The sequence below is a fragment of the Maridesulfovibrio frigidus DSM 17176 genome, from assembly GCF_000711735.1.
Lineage (GTDB): Bacteria > Desulfobacterota > Desulfovibrionia > Desulfovibrionales > Desulfovibrionaceae > Maridesulfovibrio > Maridesulfovibrio frigidus.
In genome coordinates, this window is sequence record NZ_JONL01000005.1 from 244,571 (window position 1) to 263,643 (window position 19,073).

General features: G+C 44.4%; 12 protein-coding genes. 11 read left to right on the top strand and 1 reads right to left on the bottom strand.

Going from position 1 to position 19,073, the window contains the following annotated elements; all coding sequences use genetic code 11:
* Nucleotide 1: 1 nt before the first annotated feature.
* The gene (locus BR06_RS19785; protein ID WP_031483201.1) at nucleotides 2–4,780 is read right to left on the bottom strand and encodes a PAS domain S-box protein; all 4,779 of its coding nucleotides are present in this window, start codon (nucleotides 4,778–4,780) and stop codon (nucleotides 2–4) included.
* Nucleotides 4,781–5,347: 567 nt separating this feature from the next.
* Between BR06_RS19785 and BR06_RS0111790 the strand changes: the two genes are divergently transcribed.
* From BR06_RS0111790 to BR06_RS19790, 11 genes are all read left to right on the top strand, one after another.
* Nucleotides 5,348–6,001: a CBS domain-containing protein gene (locus BR06_RS0111790; RefSeq protein ID WP_031483203.1), complete on the top strand. Its 654-nt coding sequence runs from the start codon at nucleotides 5,348–5,350 to the stop codon at nucleotides 5,999–6,001.
* Nucleotides 5,988–6,785, top strand: a complete 798-nt coding sequence (locus BR06_RS0111795) for an ABC transporter ATP-binding protein (RefSeq protein ID WP_031483205.1) — start codon at nucleotides 5,988–5,990, stop codon at nucleotides 6,783–6,785. Before BR06_RS0111790 ends, BR06_RS0111795 begins: the two co-directional genes overlap by 14 nt.
* A gap of 1 nt (nucleotide 6,786) precedes the next feature.
* Nucleotides 6,787–8,694 carry an AMP-binding protein gene (locus tag BR06_RS0111800; protein ID WP_031483207.1) on the top strand — a complete coding sequence of 636 codons (1,908 nt, stop codon included), beginning with the start codon at nucleotides 6,787–6,789 and terminating at the stop codon, nucleotides 8,692–8,694.
* Between the two features lie 2 nt (nucleotides 8,695–8,696).
* Nucleotides 8,697–9,584, top strand: coding sequence for a branched-chain amino acid ABC transporter permease (locus tag BR06_RS0111805; protein ID WP_031483209.1), 888 nt, complete (start codon nucleotides 8,697–8,699; stop codon nucleotides 9,582–9,584).
* Nucleotide 9,585: 1 nt separating this feature from the next.
* Nucleotides 9,586–10,629: a branched-chain amino acid ABC transporter permease gene (locus tag BR06_RS0111810; RefSeq protein ID WP_031483211.1), complete on the top strand. Its 1,044-nt coding sequence runs from the start codon at nucleotides 9,586–9,588 to the stop codon at nucleotides 10,627–10,629.
* 57 nt (nucleotides 10,630–10,686) lie between these two features.
* Nucleotides 10,687–11,847: an ABC transporter substrate-binding protein gene (locus tag BR06_RS0111815; protein ID WP_031483213.1), complete on the top strand. Its 1,161-nt coding sequence runs from the start codon at nucleotides 10,687–10,689 to the stop codon at nucleotides 11,845–11,847.
* A 78-nt stretch (nucleotides 11,848–11,925) separates the two neighbouring features.
* Nucleotides 11,926–12,723 (top strand): ABC transporter ATP-binding protein, encoded by a 798-nt coding sequence (locus BR06_RS0111820; protein WP_031483216.1) that lies wholly within the window; start codon nucleotides 11,926–11,928, stop codon nucleotides 12,721–12,723.
* 228 nt (nucleotides 12,724–12,951) lie between these two features.
* On the top strand, nucleotides 12,952–14,208 hold the full coding sequence (locus BR06_RS0111825) for a phenylacetate--CoA ligase family protein (RefSeq protein WP_031483218.1): 1,257 nt from the start codon (nucleotides 12,952–12,954) through the stop codon (nucleotides 14,206–14,208).
* Nucleotides 14,209–14,311: 103 nt separating this feature from the next.
* Complete coding sequence (locus BR06_RS0111830) at nucleotides 14,312–15,730, top strand: sigma-54-dependent transcriptional regulator (protein WP_031483220.1); 1,419 nt, start codon at nucleotides 14,312–14,314, stop codon at nucleotides 15,728–15,730.
* A gap of 18 nt (nucleotides 15,731–15,748) precedes the next feature.
* Nucleotides 15,749–17,353, top strand: a complete 1,605-nt coding sequence (locus tag BR06_RS0111835; protein ID WP_031483222.1) for a PAS domain-containing sensor histidine kinase — start codon at nucleotides 15,749–15,751, stop codon at nucleotides 17,351–17,353.
* Between the two features lie 156 nt (nucleotides 17,354–17,509).
* Nucleotides 17,510–19,072 (top strand): GGDEF domain-containing protein, encoded by a 1,563-nt coding sequence (locus BR06_RS19790; RefSeq protein WP_051677056.1) that lies wholly within the window; start codon nucleotides 17,510–17,512, stop codon nucleotides 19,070–19,072.
* Nucleotide 19,073 lies beyond the last annotated feature (1 nt).

Below are 19,073 nucleotides of genomic sequence, written 5' to 3' on the forward strand. Positions count from 1 at the left end.
TTTATTTCCTTTTTCTAAGAACCATACCCAGAGCTGCGGCAATCCTTTCCAAAACTACACAACACTCATCAAAGTCAAAGTTATCTATATGATTAGCCAGCTCTTGAAGATCACCTTCAAACCTATCAGGGTCGATATATTTCATAAGCTCTTCAAGGGCATCATAAGAATCCGCGTTCCCTTCTTCAAGCAGCGAGTACAGTGCATTTATGAGTTCAAAGCTCTTCTCTATGTCATTTGTAAAATTACTACTTTCAACAAGCTCTACTCCGCCTAATTCCCCTAAGCCATCTATGACGGCTCCCATTTCTGACACAAATCCACTTAAATGGGCATTAATTCTTTTTTCCTCCAAACGATGAAGTGCTCTCTCAAAAAGACGGCACGAATCATAAAGAGAAGCTGCGCCAATATTACCACTAACCCCCTTAAGAGAGTGAAGCCTGACTGAAGCTTTTTCAAATTCTTTTTTCCCAATTAAAGAACTTATTTCTCCAGCAAAATCGGAATAATCATTCCTGAACCCTCTCAGAATTCTCAGGTATCCTTTTTTATTTCCACCAACGTTGCTAAGTCCTTTGGCAGTATCAATTCCGGTAACTTCAGGAATCTCAATACCATCCAATTCCGCATCATGACTGATCGGCACATAGCTGAAAGCGGTGGATTTTACATATTTATTCAAAGCATTCAATATAACAACAGGTGAAATCGGCTTAGTTATATGATCATTCATACCCGCTGCCAGACTCTTTTTTCGATCTCCCTGCATAGCATGAGCTGTCATGGCAATGATGGGTAAATCCTTATACTGTTCATCTGACCGAATTATACGGGTAGCAGTCAGCCCGTCCATTTCAGGCATTTGTATATCCATAAAGACGATGTCGTAAGGATCTGCCCATAAAGCCTCTAAAGCCTTACGCCCATTATCCACGACAACGACATTAAGACCAAACTTTTTGAGCATGAAATAGGCAACCTGTTGGTTGAGATAATTATCATCAACCAAAAGAGCTCTTACTCCACGTTCTTTCAATTCTGGAAATGAAGCCGCCTCTTGGGACGATTCAGAAATCTCCTGAGAATCAGCGCTCAAGTCCAACTCTTTTTTCACAGACTGATGCAGAGAATCTCTGGTCACAGGCTTCGAAATAAAGTTAGTTGCCCCCCGCTCAATAGCCATATTACGGGATTTCTCACTAGTTTCAGCTCTTACCATGAGAGTAATAGGAACATCCTTAAATTCGGCAATAGCGCGTATGTACGAAATCACGTTAATCCCATCAATATCCGGTAAACTCTGGCTAACAAAAATAAAATCAATGGCCCTAGACTCAGAAAGACTAGACCCTAAAAAAGCCAGCCCCCCCTCACCTGTAGATTCCGCAAAAACAGCTGAAGACATTCCCTCAAGAGATGTCTCTATAAATTTTCTCGAAGTAAAATTTTCTTCAATAACAAGGATGTTCATACCGGAAGAACTGAATGGCAACGTCATATCCGGCTGACTTTCAACCACCTCAAAAATTGCATCAAACTCAAACTGACTTCCCTTACCGGGATCACTATCGACATGAATTGAGCCATTCATTAATTCCACAAGACTTTTGGTAATGGCTAATCCGAGGCCAGTTCCGCCAAATCTCCGGGTAGTTGATGTATCAGCTTGAGTAAATGACTGGAACAAGTCTATTATTTCTTCTTCTCCGAGCCCTATCCCGCTATCTCTGACAACAAATCTCAACCGAACATTCTCATCACCTATACTAACGCAGGAAATAAGCAGTGCAACCTCACCTTCTTCAGTAAACTTAATTGCGTTATTAGTAAGATTTATAAGTATTTGCTCCAAACGAAGAGGATCACCTATCACACGATACGGCACATCCGGATCCACAAATAAAACGAAATCCAATCCTTTTTGTTCGGCCTTTACTGCAACAACATTGCACAGTTTATTAAGAACATCATCAAGTTGAAAATCTGTATGCTCCAATACGAGTCTACCCGCTTCAATTTTTGAAAAATCAAGAATATCTTCGATAATTGAAAGTAAAGAATCAGCTGCCGACATCATCTTTTCCAGGGTATCCCGCTGTGTGCTGTCAAGCAGCGAACTTAAAACCAAATGCCCAAGCCCCATAATACTGTTCATAGGGGTGCGAATTTCATGGCTCATATTTGCCAGAAACTCTGACTTCGCTCTCGTTGCGGCTTCCGCAGAAAGTTTTGCTCTGTTTAGCTCCTGCTCAACATTACGACGATCTGTAACATTGCGTAGGCATTCAATACTACCATAGATATTTCCTGCCCCGTCCCGCAGCGGGCAAGCTACACCCCAAAGATATGCCCCCTTCCCCCCAAAAGCTCTTGGAACATACACTTCTCCATAAAGCATATCTCCCTTTCTCTCGGCAGAATCATAGATCTCAGGAGGAATATCTTCTTCAGAGAGCATGGCCAAATCTATAAGTATAGGTCTACGCTCCCCATAAAAAGGCAAAGCATGTTCATAGTTTCCTTTGCCTATAATCTCTTCTTTAGACACCCCGGTGATATCTTCAACAGCCTTATTCCATGCGACAACCACTCCGGAAACATCTATAACTATAGTCGGATCAGGTAAAAATTCAATTATATCATTCAATCGATGATGCGACTCTTCCAAAGCGATTTCACTTAGCCGCCTATCAGTGATATCTCTGAAACTCCAAACCCTGCCTACTACATTAGAGCCGATACGCTGCGGATTTGAATACCTCTCAATAATCCGGCCATCTTTGAGGACCAACTCATCCACATAATCATGTTCAGATTCGAGTGAAAAATCCCAACGACTTTCTTGAGCGAATTCCGGACCTTCGATGTTATCAATGAGGTACCCAAAAATATCCGAAACAATTCCATCGTTTAAAATTTGTTCAGGAATATCCCACATATCAGCAAAGCGAGTATTCCACGCAACAACAAGCCCATACCCGTCTACCGCAAGAATACCGTCAGCTGAAGACTCAATGGTAGCTTCAAGCAATGATACGGAACGTTCTATCTCCTCTTGCCCAACTCTTTTTTCGGTAACATCACGAAATGTCCCAAGTATTAAAGTCTCACCACTGACCACTAAAGAACGAAGTCGGACATTTACATAAAATTCTTCACCATCAGCGCGTTTACCAACCCCTTCATATTCCAGACTTCCTAAGTCCACAGCAGTCTGAAGATTGGAAGACAGAGAGGTAGTTGAAAGTAATCCATTTGGCTGAAATTGGGGCATAAACTTGGAGGGAGTGAAAGACATGAACTCTTCTTCTGAGTGAACCCTTAACATGGCAACAGCCCCAGGGTTAACACTTATAAATTGACCTTTCAAATCCATCAGAACAATTGCGTCACTTGCGTGGTCAAAAAGTGCTCTATATTTTATTTCACGTTCAACCAAGGCAGCTTCGGCCTTCTTCCTCTCGGTTATATCTCTCCAAACCATATGAAATATTTTTTGACCTCTATAACTAATTGGAGTCAGTAAAACTTCTACAGGAAAAACTTCCCCGGTAACTTTTTTTAATTCCCACTCAAAACGGGTCCCGCTTTTAAGCTTACTAGAATCTCTTATGCTAAGAGCTTTCTCTCTGGAATTGACCCCATCAAATTGCACCTCAGGCGAAAACTCGCTAGGCCTTAAACCAACCAATTCTGAACGGGATTCCATATTTAACAGTTTGTAAGCCGCCCGATTACATTGGAAAATAGTAACTCCATCTAACAAAACGACCGCGTCTGCGGACTCCTCAAATAAAGTCCTAAACCTCTCTTCACTCTCCTTTAGCGCAAGAGTCTGCACGTTTCCCTGCTCATAAAGCTGCAATCGATCAAGAGCTATGCCTACATATGGGGAAATGAAATGAAGTATCTCCAAATCTTCATCACCCAAAACATATGCATCATCATAAATCTGGACCGCCATAACCCCGAGAGTTTGGCCCTCATGAACAATAGGTACACCGATCCAGACAATTGCAGGAGCCCCCATAACCTCGAGTTCGCCCTGTTCTATCAGTTCAGCCTGCTTTGCCTGATCTGCAAATAAAGGTTCACCAGTTCTGATTACATATTCACTAAGCCCTTTACCGAAAGACCTTGAGGGAGGTTTTTGCTCTACATCCTCAGTGTAATAAGGAAAACTGAGCACGTCTTTTTCATGATCGTAAATTGCAATGAAAAAGTTGTTGGCATATATAAACTCATTGATGTGCGTGTGTACAACAGAGAAAAACTCTTCGATATTTGAAACCGAGGTAATCGCAATAGCAACCTGGTAAAGAGAGTGTTGTACATTCTCCAATTTACGCCGCTTAGCAACTTCAAACTGAAGAGTTTGATTGAACCTCTTCAGTTTGCAATTCCAAAAAAATATTAGCAGTATTACAAATAGCAAAAGAACAATTATCTGCCCAAGCGCGCTATAATCGAGCGAACCACTGGAAGGCTCGTTAGAGGCTTTAGGTAAGGGGAAAACTCCAGAAGAATCCTTATTAACATTACCGGACCGTGGATTTTGTGCAAAACCAACAGAGCTTGAAACTTGCTGATAGCGTGCACTATTTTCAAAGTCAGCCTGCCCGGCAACGATAATATCGCTCACAGGTATACCGCTGGATTCTTCTCCATAAGAAAAACCAGTAGAAACGCACATAAAAAGCACAACTAAAATAGCTCCTAAGGAGCAACGTTTCAACAGATAAAAAAAGTTACCATCAAATATATTATAAAATAACACTGAGTCTCCCGTATAAACTTACTATCTTTAGCAAGCATTATGGTAGCACCGACCGAACAATAGCTCAAGATTTGACTCGTTAGCAAAACTCATAAGCAAGATAGATTCGGCATCCTAAGCTATTCTAATTTTCTAACTGTATAACACTTGCGCAACTATCGTTTCTCAAAAAAAACATTGCACTATTCCAATTTTTCATGCTTTTCCGAGACCTTATATTCAAAATACACGCCCGTCAGCCTAAGACTCCAACTCGGTGCAACTTCTATTGCACTGTAAACATTTGTTGCACAGACTTGTTGTTGCAACAAAAGGTGCTTACTGCGTAAAGCCACCAAATATTGTCAATAAAAGTTGCTAACATGTTAACCGAAAGAAGAAATAAATAATAAAAAGAAAAGCTTACGCAACTAAAAGAGCCCACTTAAAACATTCGTAACATGCTAGAATAAAGATCTTTATTGTACATCATATATCCATTTTGCGGAAATTACTCCGACAATTCAAAACTTGGCACGATCTTTCCAATAGAGACTGTATAAAATTGTCTCAGGAGGAAACTATACGATGTACGTCGGGCTAAAAATGCTAAAAGATTTCATGCCGCAATCCCCGGATGCGCTTGCAGAAGATGCAGCAACTCTCATGGATGAAAATATGTTGTGGATGCTGCTGATCGTGGAAGACGATAAGCTCATCGGATATGTCCGCAAGGAAGATGTGAGCGCGGCAATGCCGTCCACAATGACCGGACTTGATAAACATGAAATTAACTACCTGCTCTCCAAACTGACTCTGCGCAAAATCATGCGCACTGATATCACCACCATCAGCCCTGAAACGGAAATCGAAGCTGCAGCCGCTAAAATGCGTGAGAAAAATCTCGCAGGACTTGCTGTCGTCGATAACATAGGCAAACTCATCGGTTACATAAACCGCAATGTCATTCTCGACGTGCTTATGGAAGAGATGGGATTTGCTGAAGGCGGCTCAAGAATAGTTATCGAAGTTAGCGACAAACCCGGCATATTGAAAAAAGTTGCAAGCCTCATAGACGATCTCGGTTACTCCATCATCTCAACAGGCACATTCAAGCACAATGAATGCAGAATGGTAGTTGTCCGCATCAACACAGAGAACCCCTCATCTGTCGCAGCGGCTCTACAAAAAAATGGTTATGAAGTTGTAGGTCCGGAGGATTTCAGGGATGAATGGATCTAGCGACCCGCTACTTAACGTAGATAATATCACGCTGACCTTTAAAGGTGTTGCGGCTCTTTCCCGCGTATCCTGTCACGTGCCAAAAGGAAGCATAACTTCTCTTATCGGTCCTAACGGTGCGGGTAAGACCAGTATGCTTAACTGCATTTCAGGACGCTACACGCCGGACAAAGGCTCCATAACCATGGCGGGACAAGAAATGCTCGGCACTCCTGCAAGTAAACGCACCAAATTCGGCATGGCCCGCACATTTCAGAACATCGCCCTTTTCAGAGGATTATCTGTACTGGACAATCTCATGGTTGGGCGTCACTCCCGCATAAATTACGGACTGCTCGCCTCACTTTTCTATTTTGGAAAGGCCCGCAAGGAAGAATCCGCTCATCGTGCACGGGTAGAAGAAATTATCGATTTTCTAGGACTTTCCCCATACCGCCATCAGGCAGCTGGACATCTTCCTTACGGCGTTCAGAAAAAGGTCGAACTCGGCCGCGCACTTGCCGCCGAACCTGAATTACTCCTTTTAGATGAACCTATGGCAGGCATGAACCTCGAAGAAACAGAGGACATGGCTAGGTACATCTTGGATATCAATGAAGAATGGGGAATTTCAGTGTTTTTGGTTGAGCACGACATGGGCGTTGTAATGGACATTTCAGACCATGTTGTAGTTCTTGATTTCGGTAGAATTTTAGCAAGTGGAACCCCGGAAGCAGTGCAAAGCAACCCCAAAGTCATCAGCGCCTACCTAGGCGATGAAGACGGGCTTTACCAAGGGCGTTAATATGACAAAAATATACGAAACAACCCTACCGGCTCTGCTAATCAAAAATGCGAAAGAACGTGGTGACCGCACCGCCATGCGCGAAAAACATTTCGGCATATGGCAACCGTTCTCCTACAATAAATATCTGACCATCACCTCTGAATTCGCAGGCGGCCTAAAAAAACTAGGTCTCGGAAAAGGCGATGCCATAGTCATCATCGGCGATAACAGACCGGAATGGCTCTGGGCGCAGTTAGCAATTCAAGGAATCGGCGGCTATTCCGTAGGTCTCTATCAAGATGCTCCTGCTGACGAAATAGGCTACGTATTTACCCTTTCAGAAGCAAAGCTAGTTGTTGCGGAAGATCAAGAACAGGTTGATAAAATCATGTCAATCCGCGATGAACTTCCACAGCTTAAACACATCATCTACCACGACCCTAAAGGGCTGGTTGGTTATGACGTCGAAGGCCTTCAAGCTTTCGATGAAATATGTGATCTGGGCCGCGACACTGCCTCTGAATTTGAAAATTGGTCTAAAGAGACATCACCTGATGACATAGCGATCATCGCTACAACATCAGGATCAACCGGCAGACCTAAGCTCGCCATGATGTCCCATACCAATCTTCTCTCTATGGCTTACAATCTAGGGATTTCCGACCCAAAAGATGAATCTGATGAATTTGTTTCTTTCCTGCCACTGGCATGGATGGGTGAGCAGATGATGGCTGTGGCTTCGGCTTTGCTTTTCGGATTCTGTGTAAACTTCCCGGAAGAGCCGGCGACCATTCAAGAGAATATCCGCGAAATTGGACCTCATCTCATATTTTCCCCGCCTAGAGTTTGGGAAAACATGGCGGCAAAAGTCCGCGTTCGCATAATGGAAACCACTCCATTTAAGAGATGGTTATTCAATACGCTCATGCCTATCGGCATCAAGTACGCTGAAAAGATTCTGCATGGCGAAAAGCCGAGCACATCCCTAACTCTCGGTTACAAGCTGGCTGAAATAGGGTTGTTCAGAGCAATGCGTGACAGACTCGGGTTCTCCCGCATTCGTTCAGCATCAACAGGCGGTGCGCCTCTTGGGCCGGACACTTTCACATTCTTCCACGCTCTCGGAATCAACTTGAAGCAGATTTACGGGCAGACTGAAATTGCCGGTATTTCTTGTATCCACAAAAACGGCGAAATCAATTTCGATACCGTCGGTGAGCCTATTCCTGAAACTGAGATAAAAATATCAGACGAAGGTGAAGTTCTATCCAAGAGCCCTGCTGTCTTCCTCGGTTACTTGAAGAACAAAGAAGCAACAGCTGAAACTCTTGAAGACGGCTGGCTCAAATCAGGTGACGCAGGATACTTCAAGGATAACGGACAGCTCATCATCATTGACCGTTTAAGTGATGTTATGGAGCTGAACAATGGAATTAAGTTCTCCCCGCAGTTCATCGAAAACAAAATCAAATTCTCCACATTTGTGCAGGAAACGGTCGTTGTAGGACGAGATCGTGACTACATCACCGCCATTATCTGCCTCGACAGTGACATTGCAGGACGCTGGGCCGAACAGAAACAGCTGACTTACACTACCTATCAGGATTTGGCAGCAAACCCGCGCCTCTACGAACTAATCGCAGAGGAAGTTACCGCTATCAACGAATCCTTGCAGGAAGGCACAGCTATTAAACGCTTTGCACTGCTGTTTAAAGAACTTGATGCAGATGACGGCGAGCTGACCCGTACCCGTAAAATTCGTAGAAAAGTCATTGAAGAACGCTACAGCGATCTTATCTCCGCTCTCTATAACGGAGATTCCACAATAAATCTTACCATGCGAATCAGGTATCAGAACGGAACTGAACGATCCATGTCCGGCGATATTGCCATCCGCGAACTTAATAACCCGTCAGGGAAGGTCTGATCATGGAATATTACCTCCAACTCATAATCAACGGCCTTGTCGTCGGCTCTATTTACAGCTTGGTCGCTCTTGGCTTTGTCATCATCTATAAAGCAACCAAAGTTGTTAACTTCGCACAGGGTGAGATGGTTATGGCAGGGGCATACATATGCTTCGCACTAACCGTTCAATACCAAATTCCTTTTGCTCTGGCCTTCGTGATGACTCTAGCCTTTTCCGTTCTACTCGGTCTTTTGATCGAAAGAATGATACTTCGCCCGCTCATCGGAGAGCCGATCATTTCGGTTATTATGGTTACCATTGGTCTTTCATCAATATTGAAGTCTCTGGTGCAGGTATTCTGGGGAACACAAATTAGAGTTTTCCCGCACATTCTGCCGCAGGAACCGTTTATGCTGATGGGCTTACCTATTGCTCCAGTTTACATTGCCGCCTTTGTACTGTGTCTATTGCTATTCGCAATATTCTCCCTGTTCTTCAAATATTCATCTGTAGGTATCGCCATGCGAGCCACAGCATTTGATCAGCAGGCAGCTCAGTCCATGGGTATAGGCATCAAAAATATATTTGCTCTGTCATGGTGCATCGCTGCGGTTGTATCATCCATCGGCGGTATCATTCTTGGTAATATCAACGGCATCAACTCCCAGCTCGGACATCTCGGACTGAAAGTGTTCCCGGCGGTAATTCTGGGCGGACTGGACAGTCTACTCGGTGCGGCCCTCGGCGGACTTATCATCGGAGTGCTTGAAAATGTCTGTGAAGGACTTGCTAGAGAATTATTTAATCTTGGCGGCTTTAAAGAAGTTGCATCATTTGTCGTGCTGGTAATCATCCTTATGGTAAAACCATACGGCCTGTTCGGAACCGAAGAAATCGAGAGAGTGTAACATGCTTAAATGCGGACTTTTTTTCACCTCGTATAACAAAGAAGACCAGCTCTTCCCCTCCATGTTTCAAAAAACATGTTTGGGGCTGTTCCTTGTGGCAATGCTCATAGCCCCGCAGGTCCTCGACTTCTACTATATATCAGTGATGAACCTGATCATGATTGCAGTCATCGGGGCTGTATCCCTCAACCTGCTCACCGGAGTATGTGGTCAGATGTCACTTGGACACGGCGCATTTGTCGGAGTAGGGGCTTACGGTTGTGCGGTTCTCGCTGCCAAAGGAGTTCCCTTTGTTCTCTGCCTACTCGGTGGCGGAGCTCTTGCCGCAGTCGCCGGCATGTTCTTCGGCATTCCATCGCTGAGGCTTAAAGGTATCTATCTGGCAATCTCAACTTTGGCCGCGCAGATGATCTTGGAATACGTATTCCTGCACTGGTCAGCATTTACTGGTGGCGCAAACGGAATGCCAGTTGATCCCCCGTCCATTATGGGCTTTTCATTCGATTCAGACGAAAGAATGTTCTATCTCATCTTCGCAGTAACCGTTTTGTGTGTACTCGGAGTGAGCAATATTATCCGGTCCCGTTCAGGTAGAGCTTTTGTCGCCATTCGCGACTTCTACCAGTCAGCAGAAAATGTTGGTGTAAATCTGTTCCAGTTCAAACTGCAGGCATTCGCAACCAGCTCTTTCATGGCTGGAATCGCAGGCGGACTCTGGGCCTATTACACTATGTACATCACCCCGGAGCAGTTCTCCATATCACTGTCTATCAGTTACCTCGCCATGATCATCATCGGCGGAATGGGATCTGTAACAGGAGCCATCTTCGGAGCGGTATTTATTACCCTGCTTCCAGAAGTTCTCAATACCGCAACTTCTTTAGTGGGATCTTTTGCTCCAGACATCAGTGCTCTGATGGCTCCACTCAAAGAAGGTATCTTCGGGCTGACTCTCGTACTCTTCCTTATATTCGAACCGGAAGGACTGGTTCGCAAGTGGAAGATGATTAAGGCGTACTGGAAACTATACCCCTTTGCTTACTAAAAAAACGTGCTAGCAGGCACATTTGCGATAATCTAACTTTTTACAGGAGATAAAATTATGAAAAAGATCATAATTTCAATGGCGGCAATAGCGGCAATGCTTTTCGCTTCCACAGCTTTTGCTACAGTTAAAGTCGGTGTACTTTCTGACCTTACAGGTCCTACTTCCAGCGTAGGTGTTCCTTACGCTCAGGGCATTAAAGATTGTGTAGCCTACGTTAACGCTAACGGCGGAATCGACGGCGACCAGATCGAACTTATTCAAGTAGATTACGCTTACAACGTGCAGCAGGCACTTTCCGCATACAAACGTTTCAAATCTGCTGGCATCATTGCCTTGCAGGGCTGGGGAACTGGCGACACTGAAGCTCTGGTACGCTTTGTCAAACGTGATAAAATACCTGTATTTTCAGCTTCCTACTCTGCTCATCTCATGAACCCAGCTAATGCACCTTACAACTTCACAATCGCACCTGATTACTCCACACAGGGCCGCGCAGGACTGAAGTACATCAAAGATTCATGGAAAGAAGCACGCGCACCACGCATCGCTTTTGTCTACCCAGATAAACCATACGGTCACACTCCTCTTCCAGCTATGAAAGAATACGCTAAAGAGCTTGGCTTTGAAGTAACAGGAGACGAAACTCTTGACCTTAAAGCTATGGACGCAACTCCTCAGATTCTTGGCCTGAAAAAGCATAAGGCAGACTTCGTATGGGTTGGCGGAACAACTCCTTCCACAGCTGTACTTATGAAAGACTCTAAGAAGTTAGGTTTCACCGGTAAGTTCCTCGTAAATATCTGGGGAAATGACGAAAACCTTGCCAAAATGGCTGGCCCTGCTTGTGAAGGCAATCTCGGAATTCAGGCTGCTTCTGTCTACGGACAGGATGTCCCCGGTATGAAGATGATTGAAGCTGAAACAAAAGGTGAGCCACAGATGACTCATTACATGCGCGGATTCGTATCCACCATGGTTATGGTCGAAGGTATGAAGAAAGCAAAAGCTAACGGCGAACTCAATGGTGAAGGCATCAAAAACGCACTTGAAACAATGCGAGATTACGATCCAATGGGACTTGCTCCTGCAATCAGCTACTACCCTGAAGATCACAGACCAAGCATGGCTGTTAACATCTGTACTGTTAAAGACGGCAAGCTTGAGTTCTTGGAAACAGTTTCTTTAGATCGCGACGACAAGTGGCTCGGCAAATAATATAGAATCGACATTGACATAGATATGAACAATCAGGAGGGCAAAAGCCCTCCTGATTATCCAAGGTAAGGAAAATATATGAGTCTGCTAAACGTTCAAAATCTTGAAGTCGTATACAACGATGTTGTGCTGGTTTTGAAAGGTCTTTCTTTAAGTGTCGAAAAGGGCAGTATTACCACCCTGCTTGGCGCAAATGGTGCGGGTAAATCAACCACCTTAAAAGCTATCTCCGGCCTACTTGAAGGAGAAGACGGTAAAGCTACCTCCGGTACAATTCTCTATAAGGGAAAACCGATGAGCAGCAAAAGCCCCGAAAAAACCGTGCGCCAAGGAATTTTTCAGGTAATGGAAGGGCGTCGCATTTTCGAAGACCTCACAGTTGAGGAAAACCTTCGTTGCGGAGCCTACACCCAGCCTGCCAAAAACTTTTCAACTAACCTTGAAAAAGTTTACGCATATTTCCCAAGACTGCTCGAACGCAGAACACAGCTTGCAGGGTACATGTCCGGCGGAGAACAGCAGATGCTAGCCATCGGCAGAGCTGTAATGGCCTGTCCCGAGCTGCTTCTTCTCGACGAGCCATCTCTAGGACTAGCGCCGCTTCTAGTAGAAGAAATTTTTGATATCGTTAAAAAAATCAACAAAGAAGAAGGCGTAACTGTCCTTCTAGTTGAGCAGAATGCCCGCATGGCCCTTTCCCTAGCCGACTACGGTTACATAATGGAAAATGGCCGAATTGTTATGGACGGCAAAGGTTCAGAACTATTACATAACCCAGATGTTCAAGAATTCTATCTCGGCCTATCACATGGCGGAGAAAAACGAAGCTATCGAGACGTAAAACACTACCGCCGCAGAAAACGCTGGCTTGGTTAATAAGAATGCCTCCGGCGGCTGGGGGGAACCTTTTTGAAAAAAGGTTTCCCCAGACCCCCTTCCCAAAACTTTTAACGGTTAAGAAGGGTTATGTTCGTAGAAAGATCTAAAATAACTACCCTTCTTAAACTGATAGGGTTTCCAAAGGGGATTATCCCCTTTGGTCCAGCTGAAGGCGAAATCACCTATTCTTACTCTTACTCTTATTTCTAAAGCGAGGATTAAATAATGGATAGATCAAACGGAATTTATGATCAGGTCGAGCAGGATTCACCAGAAGATCGTGCGGCTAGACAGCTTGATAAAGTACAGACTGTAATCGCTACGGCAATGAAATCATCCGGTGAATTTAAGGCACGCATGAAAGCGGCTGGACTTAATGCCGAAGATATAAAAGACCTTGATAGTTTTTCCAAAATCCCTGTTCTTCGCAAAAAAGAGCTTCTTGGACTGCAACAGGATAAAGGCTTGGGCTGGCTTCTTACTGCCGCTCCTGGTGAGCTTAGTAGAATATATCAGTCGCCGGGTCCTTTGTTTGATCCTGAAGGACGCGAAAAAGACTATTGGGGCTGGACAGAAGGTTTCTATGCGGCGGGTTTCCGTCCGGGCGATTTGGTTCAGATGACATTTAGTTATCACCTTACTCCTGCAGGATTGATGCTTGAAGAGCCTCTGCGCGAAATTGGCTGTGCGGTTATTCCCGCTGGTCCCGGCAATTCTGCTGTTCAGTCACAGCTCATGACCTCGCTTCCTGTTACTGGATTTGTGGGCATGACCAGCTTCCTTAAAGTCATTGCGGACAAAGCTAGCGCGGCGGGAATGGACCTTAAAAAAGATTTCAATCTGGACGTTGCATTTGTTGCGGCAGAAAGGCTCCCTGAATCCTTACGTACAGAAGTTGAAGAAGCTTTCGGTATGAAGGTCAGACAAGGATATGGCACCGCTGATGTTGGGTGCCTTGCTTATGAATGTCTGGAACTTGGCGGAATGCATGTATCCAGCCGTTGTTATGTAGAAATTTGTGATCCGCAAACGGGAAGCCCACTACCCATGGGCGAAATGGGCGAGGTTGTAGTTACCCCATATACTCTTTCATACCCGCTCATCCGTTTCGGAACAGGTGACCTTTCACGCATGGTCGATACGCCATGTGCTTGCGGCAGAACAGCTCCAAAGCTTGCCGGGATTCTTGGCCGCGTAGACGATACAGCCAAGGTCAAAGGACAGTTCATATACCCCACTCAAGTTGCGCAGGTAGTTGCAACATTCCCGCAGATTAAAAAACATCAGGTAGTAATTACCAACGAAGGCGGTCGCGACCTACTCACCCTGAAACTCCAGCTGAGTGCAGCCTTAGATGAAAGCGCATTTATTCCGGCATTTCAGGAAATGGTAAAACTTAGACCGACTCTGGAGCAACTTAACAGCAGTGAACAAATTGAAGACGGAGCCGCTCCCTTAGTTGATCTGCGCACATACGAGTAAGCCTGAACTTCGCAGTTGCAACTTTAGTTGCAGAGAGCTACTATCAGCATAGATTGGTTCAGTTTGAAAGAGACATAAGTTTTGTAATTCCAGTAAGGACAGGATGAAGAAGAGTACTTTCCCAAAGAATCCCGTACTTCTCGTTGATGACGAGGAAACATGGTTGCGCTCATTTTCACTGGCCTTAAAGTCAGCGGGAATTGATAACATTCTATGTTGCAACGACAGTCGCGAAGTGGCAGCCATTCTGGAAACCACCGACGTGGAAGTCATTGCTGCAGATCTCTCCATGCCCAATGTCAGCGGGGAAGATCTGATTCAGCTCGTATCCGCCAGCCATCCTGAAATACCAATCTTAGTTATCACTGGAATGAGTCAGGTGGAAACGGCTGTACAGTGCTTGAAGCTGGGGGCGTTCGATTTCTTTGTAAAAACTTACGACAAGAGCAGTCTTGTCTCCGGTATTCGCCACGCTATTCAGATTCGCGAACTTAAGCGCGAAAATACCAGCCTGCGTTCACGCTTCCTTGACGACAAGCTTGAGCACCCCGAAGCATTCGATCAGATTATCACTGATAGCATGAATATGCGCTCGATCTTCAAATACATTGAAGCCATTGCAGATTCATCTAAGCCAGTGCTTATTACGGGAGAAAGTGGAGTCGGTAAGGAGCTTGTTTCTGGAGCTATCCATAAAGTAAGCGGTAAAATCGGAGAATTCGTCCCCGTAAACGTAGCCGGGCTTGATGACAATATTTTTGCAGACACCCTCTTCGGGCACAAAAAAGGAGCTTTTACCGGAGCGGATAAAGCCAGGTCAGGGCTTGTTGTTAACGCTGCAGGTGGAACTCTATTTTTAGATGAAATCGGAGATCTCGCGCATGCGTCGCAGCTCAAACTGCTGCGCTTAGTTCAGGAACGCGAATACATGCCCATAGGGTCAGACCTTACTCGCAAAACCGATGCGCGTATTATTGCAGCGACCAACATTGCGCCCGAGACCCTGAACGAAGGACAAAAATTCCGTAGTGATCTTTATTACAGGCTTAAAGCTCATCACGTTCATATTCCTCCGCTTCGCGAGCGCAAAGAAGATATCCCCATGCTGGTGGACTATTTCTTGCGCAACGCATGCAAGGATGAAACGCGCAGAAAACCTGAGATTCCGGCAAACCTTATCGGGCTGCTGGCAGCTTACGACTTCCCCGGGAATATTCGGGAACTGCAATTTTTGATTCTTGACGCACTGAGTTGCACAGATGGCCTTAAACTTAACATCGAAAGAATTCAGCAGCACATCGGTTCTACTTCTACCGCGCAGCAAACCGGGAACAGTGAAGTTCTTGGTAAGGTGGCCTTCGGTTCTACTCTGCCCACACTAAAAGAAGTGTGTGATGAATTAGTTAAAGAGACCATGCGCCGCACTGACAACAATCAAGCCACATCAGCGTCAATACTCGGAGTTTCGAGGCAGGCCCTAAATAAACGACTAAATAAAATAAAAAGAAAAGAAGAAGAATAAACCGTACACAAGGTAAATATGGGACTTGATAAAGAGCTTCCTGATAACCGCATGAAAAATCTGGAAGATAAAAATTCTCAGCTCCAAAAGGAACTGAAAGAACTTCGCGCGCTAATTGATGCTCCGCGTAACGTAATGCAATTTTCCTTTGATCCTTCCTACCGCTACATCACCTTCAATCAAGCTCACTACGAATTCGTAAAACACAACTGGCACGTCGAAATATACCCCGGTATGAACGTGTTGGACATATTTACCGACACTAAAGAAATTGAATCTGCGAGAAGCCATTTTGATAGAGTTTTACAGGGCGAATCATATATCCTTAAGCGCACATATAAGCGGCGCAAAGGCGAGACTAAATATTACGAAAACACATACGTTCCTGTAACCGAAAACAGTAAAATAGTAGCAGGAACAGTCTCGGCCCATGACATTACAGAGTGGAACGAAAAGGAAGAACAAGGTCGTAAATACAGAGCCATTTTTGATAAAGCACTTGAAGGAATATACAGGTCCACAGTTCAAGGCCGGTTTATAGAAGCTAATAATGAGATGGCCAGAATTTTAGGCTATAAATCACCTGACGAATTAATGTCTTCCATTACAAACATCAGCTCCCAACTTTACTGTGATCCGGTTGACCGGGACAATGTCTTTTCCATCCTGCGTAGAGAAGATGTCATTAAAGATTTTGAAACTCGCATGTTTCGCAAAGATGGAATGCCTATCTGGGTGGAATTCAACGCCCGCTGCGAAAAAAACAAAGAAGGACAGACCCTCTACGTCGAAGGAAAGTTGACCGACATCACAGCCAGAAAGGAAATGGAACAACGACGACAGCAAATGATGCAGGCAGAAAAGATGGCCTCGCTCGGAGTTCTTGTCGCCGGAGTAGCTCATGAAATCAACAACCCGAACAGCTATCTGACCTTAAATTTACCGCTACTTAAAGATGTGTGGAATGATGCGCAGGGAATACTTGATGAGTTCAGTGAAGAGAATGGAGATTTCGTCCTTGGCGGACTGGAATACTCCGAACTCCGCAACCATCTACCTTACCTTCTTCAAGAGATGATGGAAGGCGCGTCCCGCATTAAGGACATTGTCTCACGCCTGAAAGACTACTCCCGCCAAAACCCCGAAGACGGGCGCGAATATATAGATCTTAATGACGTGGTTAGAGGCGCGCTCACCTTCGTCCGTCACAAAATCAAAAATTCAGCCAGAAATTTTGAGCTTGTCCTTCCGGACGAAAGTCCAACTGTTGATGCCAATCCTCAGCGACTCATTCAAGTTCTTATCAATATTATCGTGAACAGCTGCGAAGCACTGCCCAAAACAGATGGACATCTCACCGTTACAGTGAAGACCTGCCACGATGAAAATAAAAATAAAAAATTCGCATGTATCGTTGTACAGGATAATGGAAGCGGCATACTTGCGCAAAACATTAAATATATTGAAGATCCCTTCTTTACCACCAAAAGAGACTCCGGTGGAACAGGTCTCGGGCTGTCCATATCATCAAGCATAATGAAGGACCATAATGGACTTCTAAAATTTTCTTCAAGTCCAGGCAAAGGAACAAGCGTTACTATGCAGCTGCCAGTCTCTATGTAATAATTACATAGAGCAACAAATCACACCAAACAGGTATGAATTTACCTTGCTTTTCACTAAGTATCCACATAGAAATCCACTTATCACGGTGGTAAGTGCCAAAAAATTAAATATTAGTTCTTACGCAAAATAAATTCCCCTTGGAGCGACCCAAGCATGGACATTAATATAAGTGCAACCCTCATCGACAACGGACTGATTAGCTTAACGCTCGGTCTTATTATGATGCTCTTTGCGTATTTTCATAAGATATACAACGGTTTTGTCCTGATCAGTTCAGCTTACATTTGCCTCAGTACAGCCTTCGCCCTTTCAGCTGCTAGGCCTTATTTTCCAGAATTATCCATTATTGCAGCCCATACTCTTGGCTCAACAACACTATTTTTGATATACATAGGAACGGAACGTTTTAGAGCACAAGAACATAGGCTTCTCAAATTTTCATTACTTATCCCTTGCACATCCTTTCTATCAGCCTCTTTTTTTACCTCTATTATCCCGAACATAAAAGCATGTGACACTATATTTTCTGTATTAATATTTATACAGCTAGTACTTTGCATATGGGCAACACTACGTAATACCATCGTTTTTAAGAGCTACCAATTCATGTTAAGCACAGCTTTAGCTCTCGTAATAGCATCCTTTACTTACAAAACTTATACGACCTTCAAGCACCCAATAGCCCCGAATAGTTTTCAAACAGCATGGCCCTACTGGAGCCACATGCTAGCCTATCATGTCACATTAATTTTATCATCTTTTGCCTTTATTTGGGGTAGTGTAGAACGGGCTGAAATTGAAAAAAATAAACATGCCGCAAAGCTAGAAGCCAACTACCACTTCATGGACGTACTTTTAGATGCGATCCCGATACCGGTGTTTCACAAAGACAAAGACCTGCGCTACCGAAATATTAACCAGGCTTTTTGCGGAGTAATAGGTCTATCTAAAGAGGATATCATCGGAAAAACGACCATGGAAATTATTCCAAACAAAATAGTGGACCTCAGCAAAGCCTTTGACCTTCGTGTGCTGGCAACAGGCAAAGAGCAGGAATATGAAACAGCATTTCCATTCCCAGACAGCCTGCAACATGAAGTTCAGGTCAAAAAGAGTGCATTTATTGATTCTTCGGGTGATATTTCCGGGATAGTCGGGGCGTTCACGGACATAACTGAGCGCAAAATATATGAGGCAAAAATAAAACACCTTGCTTTACATGATCAGGTAACAGGTCTTCCCAACCGCAATATGTTTTATGCACAGCTAAAAAGATCTATAGCGATGGCAAAGCGCAACAACTACACACTGGCTCTTTTATACATTGACTTAGATGGATTTAAAACAGTCAACGACACATACGGACATGATGCAGGTGACACCTTGCTAAGAAGTATAGGCAAAAGGCTGATGACCACTGTACGCGAATCAGACACCGCCTGCCGTATCGGTGGCGATGAATTCACTGTACTTACCGAGATGTATAATAATCCATCAGACATTGAAATTGTAGCTGAAAAGATCAGAAAAGCACTTGCCCAGCCTGCAAGCTGTGAAGGCAATGTCTGCCAAACAAGCGCGAGTATAGGTGTAGCTTTGTATCCGCAGGACGCTGAAACTTCACGTGATCTGGTGAAAGCCGCTGATAAAGCTATGTATTTAGCAAAAAATAAAGGGAAAAATCAGGTTTATTTCTACAAACCCCTGAAAACATGAG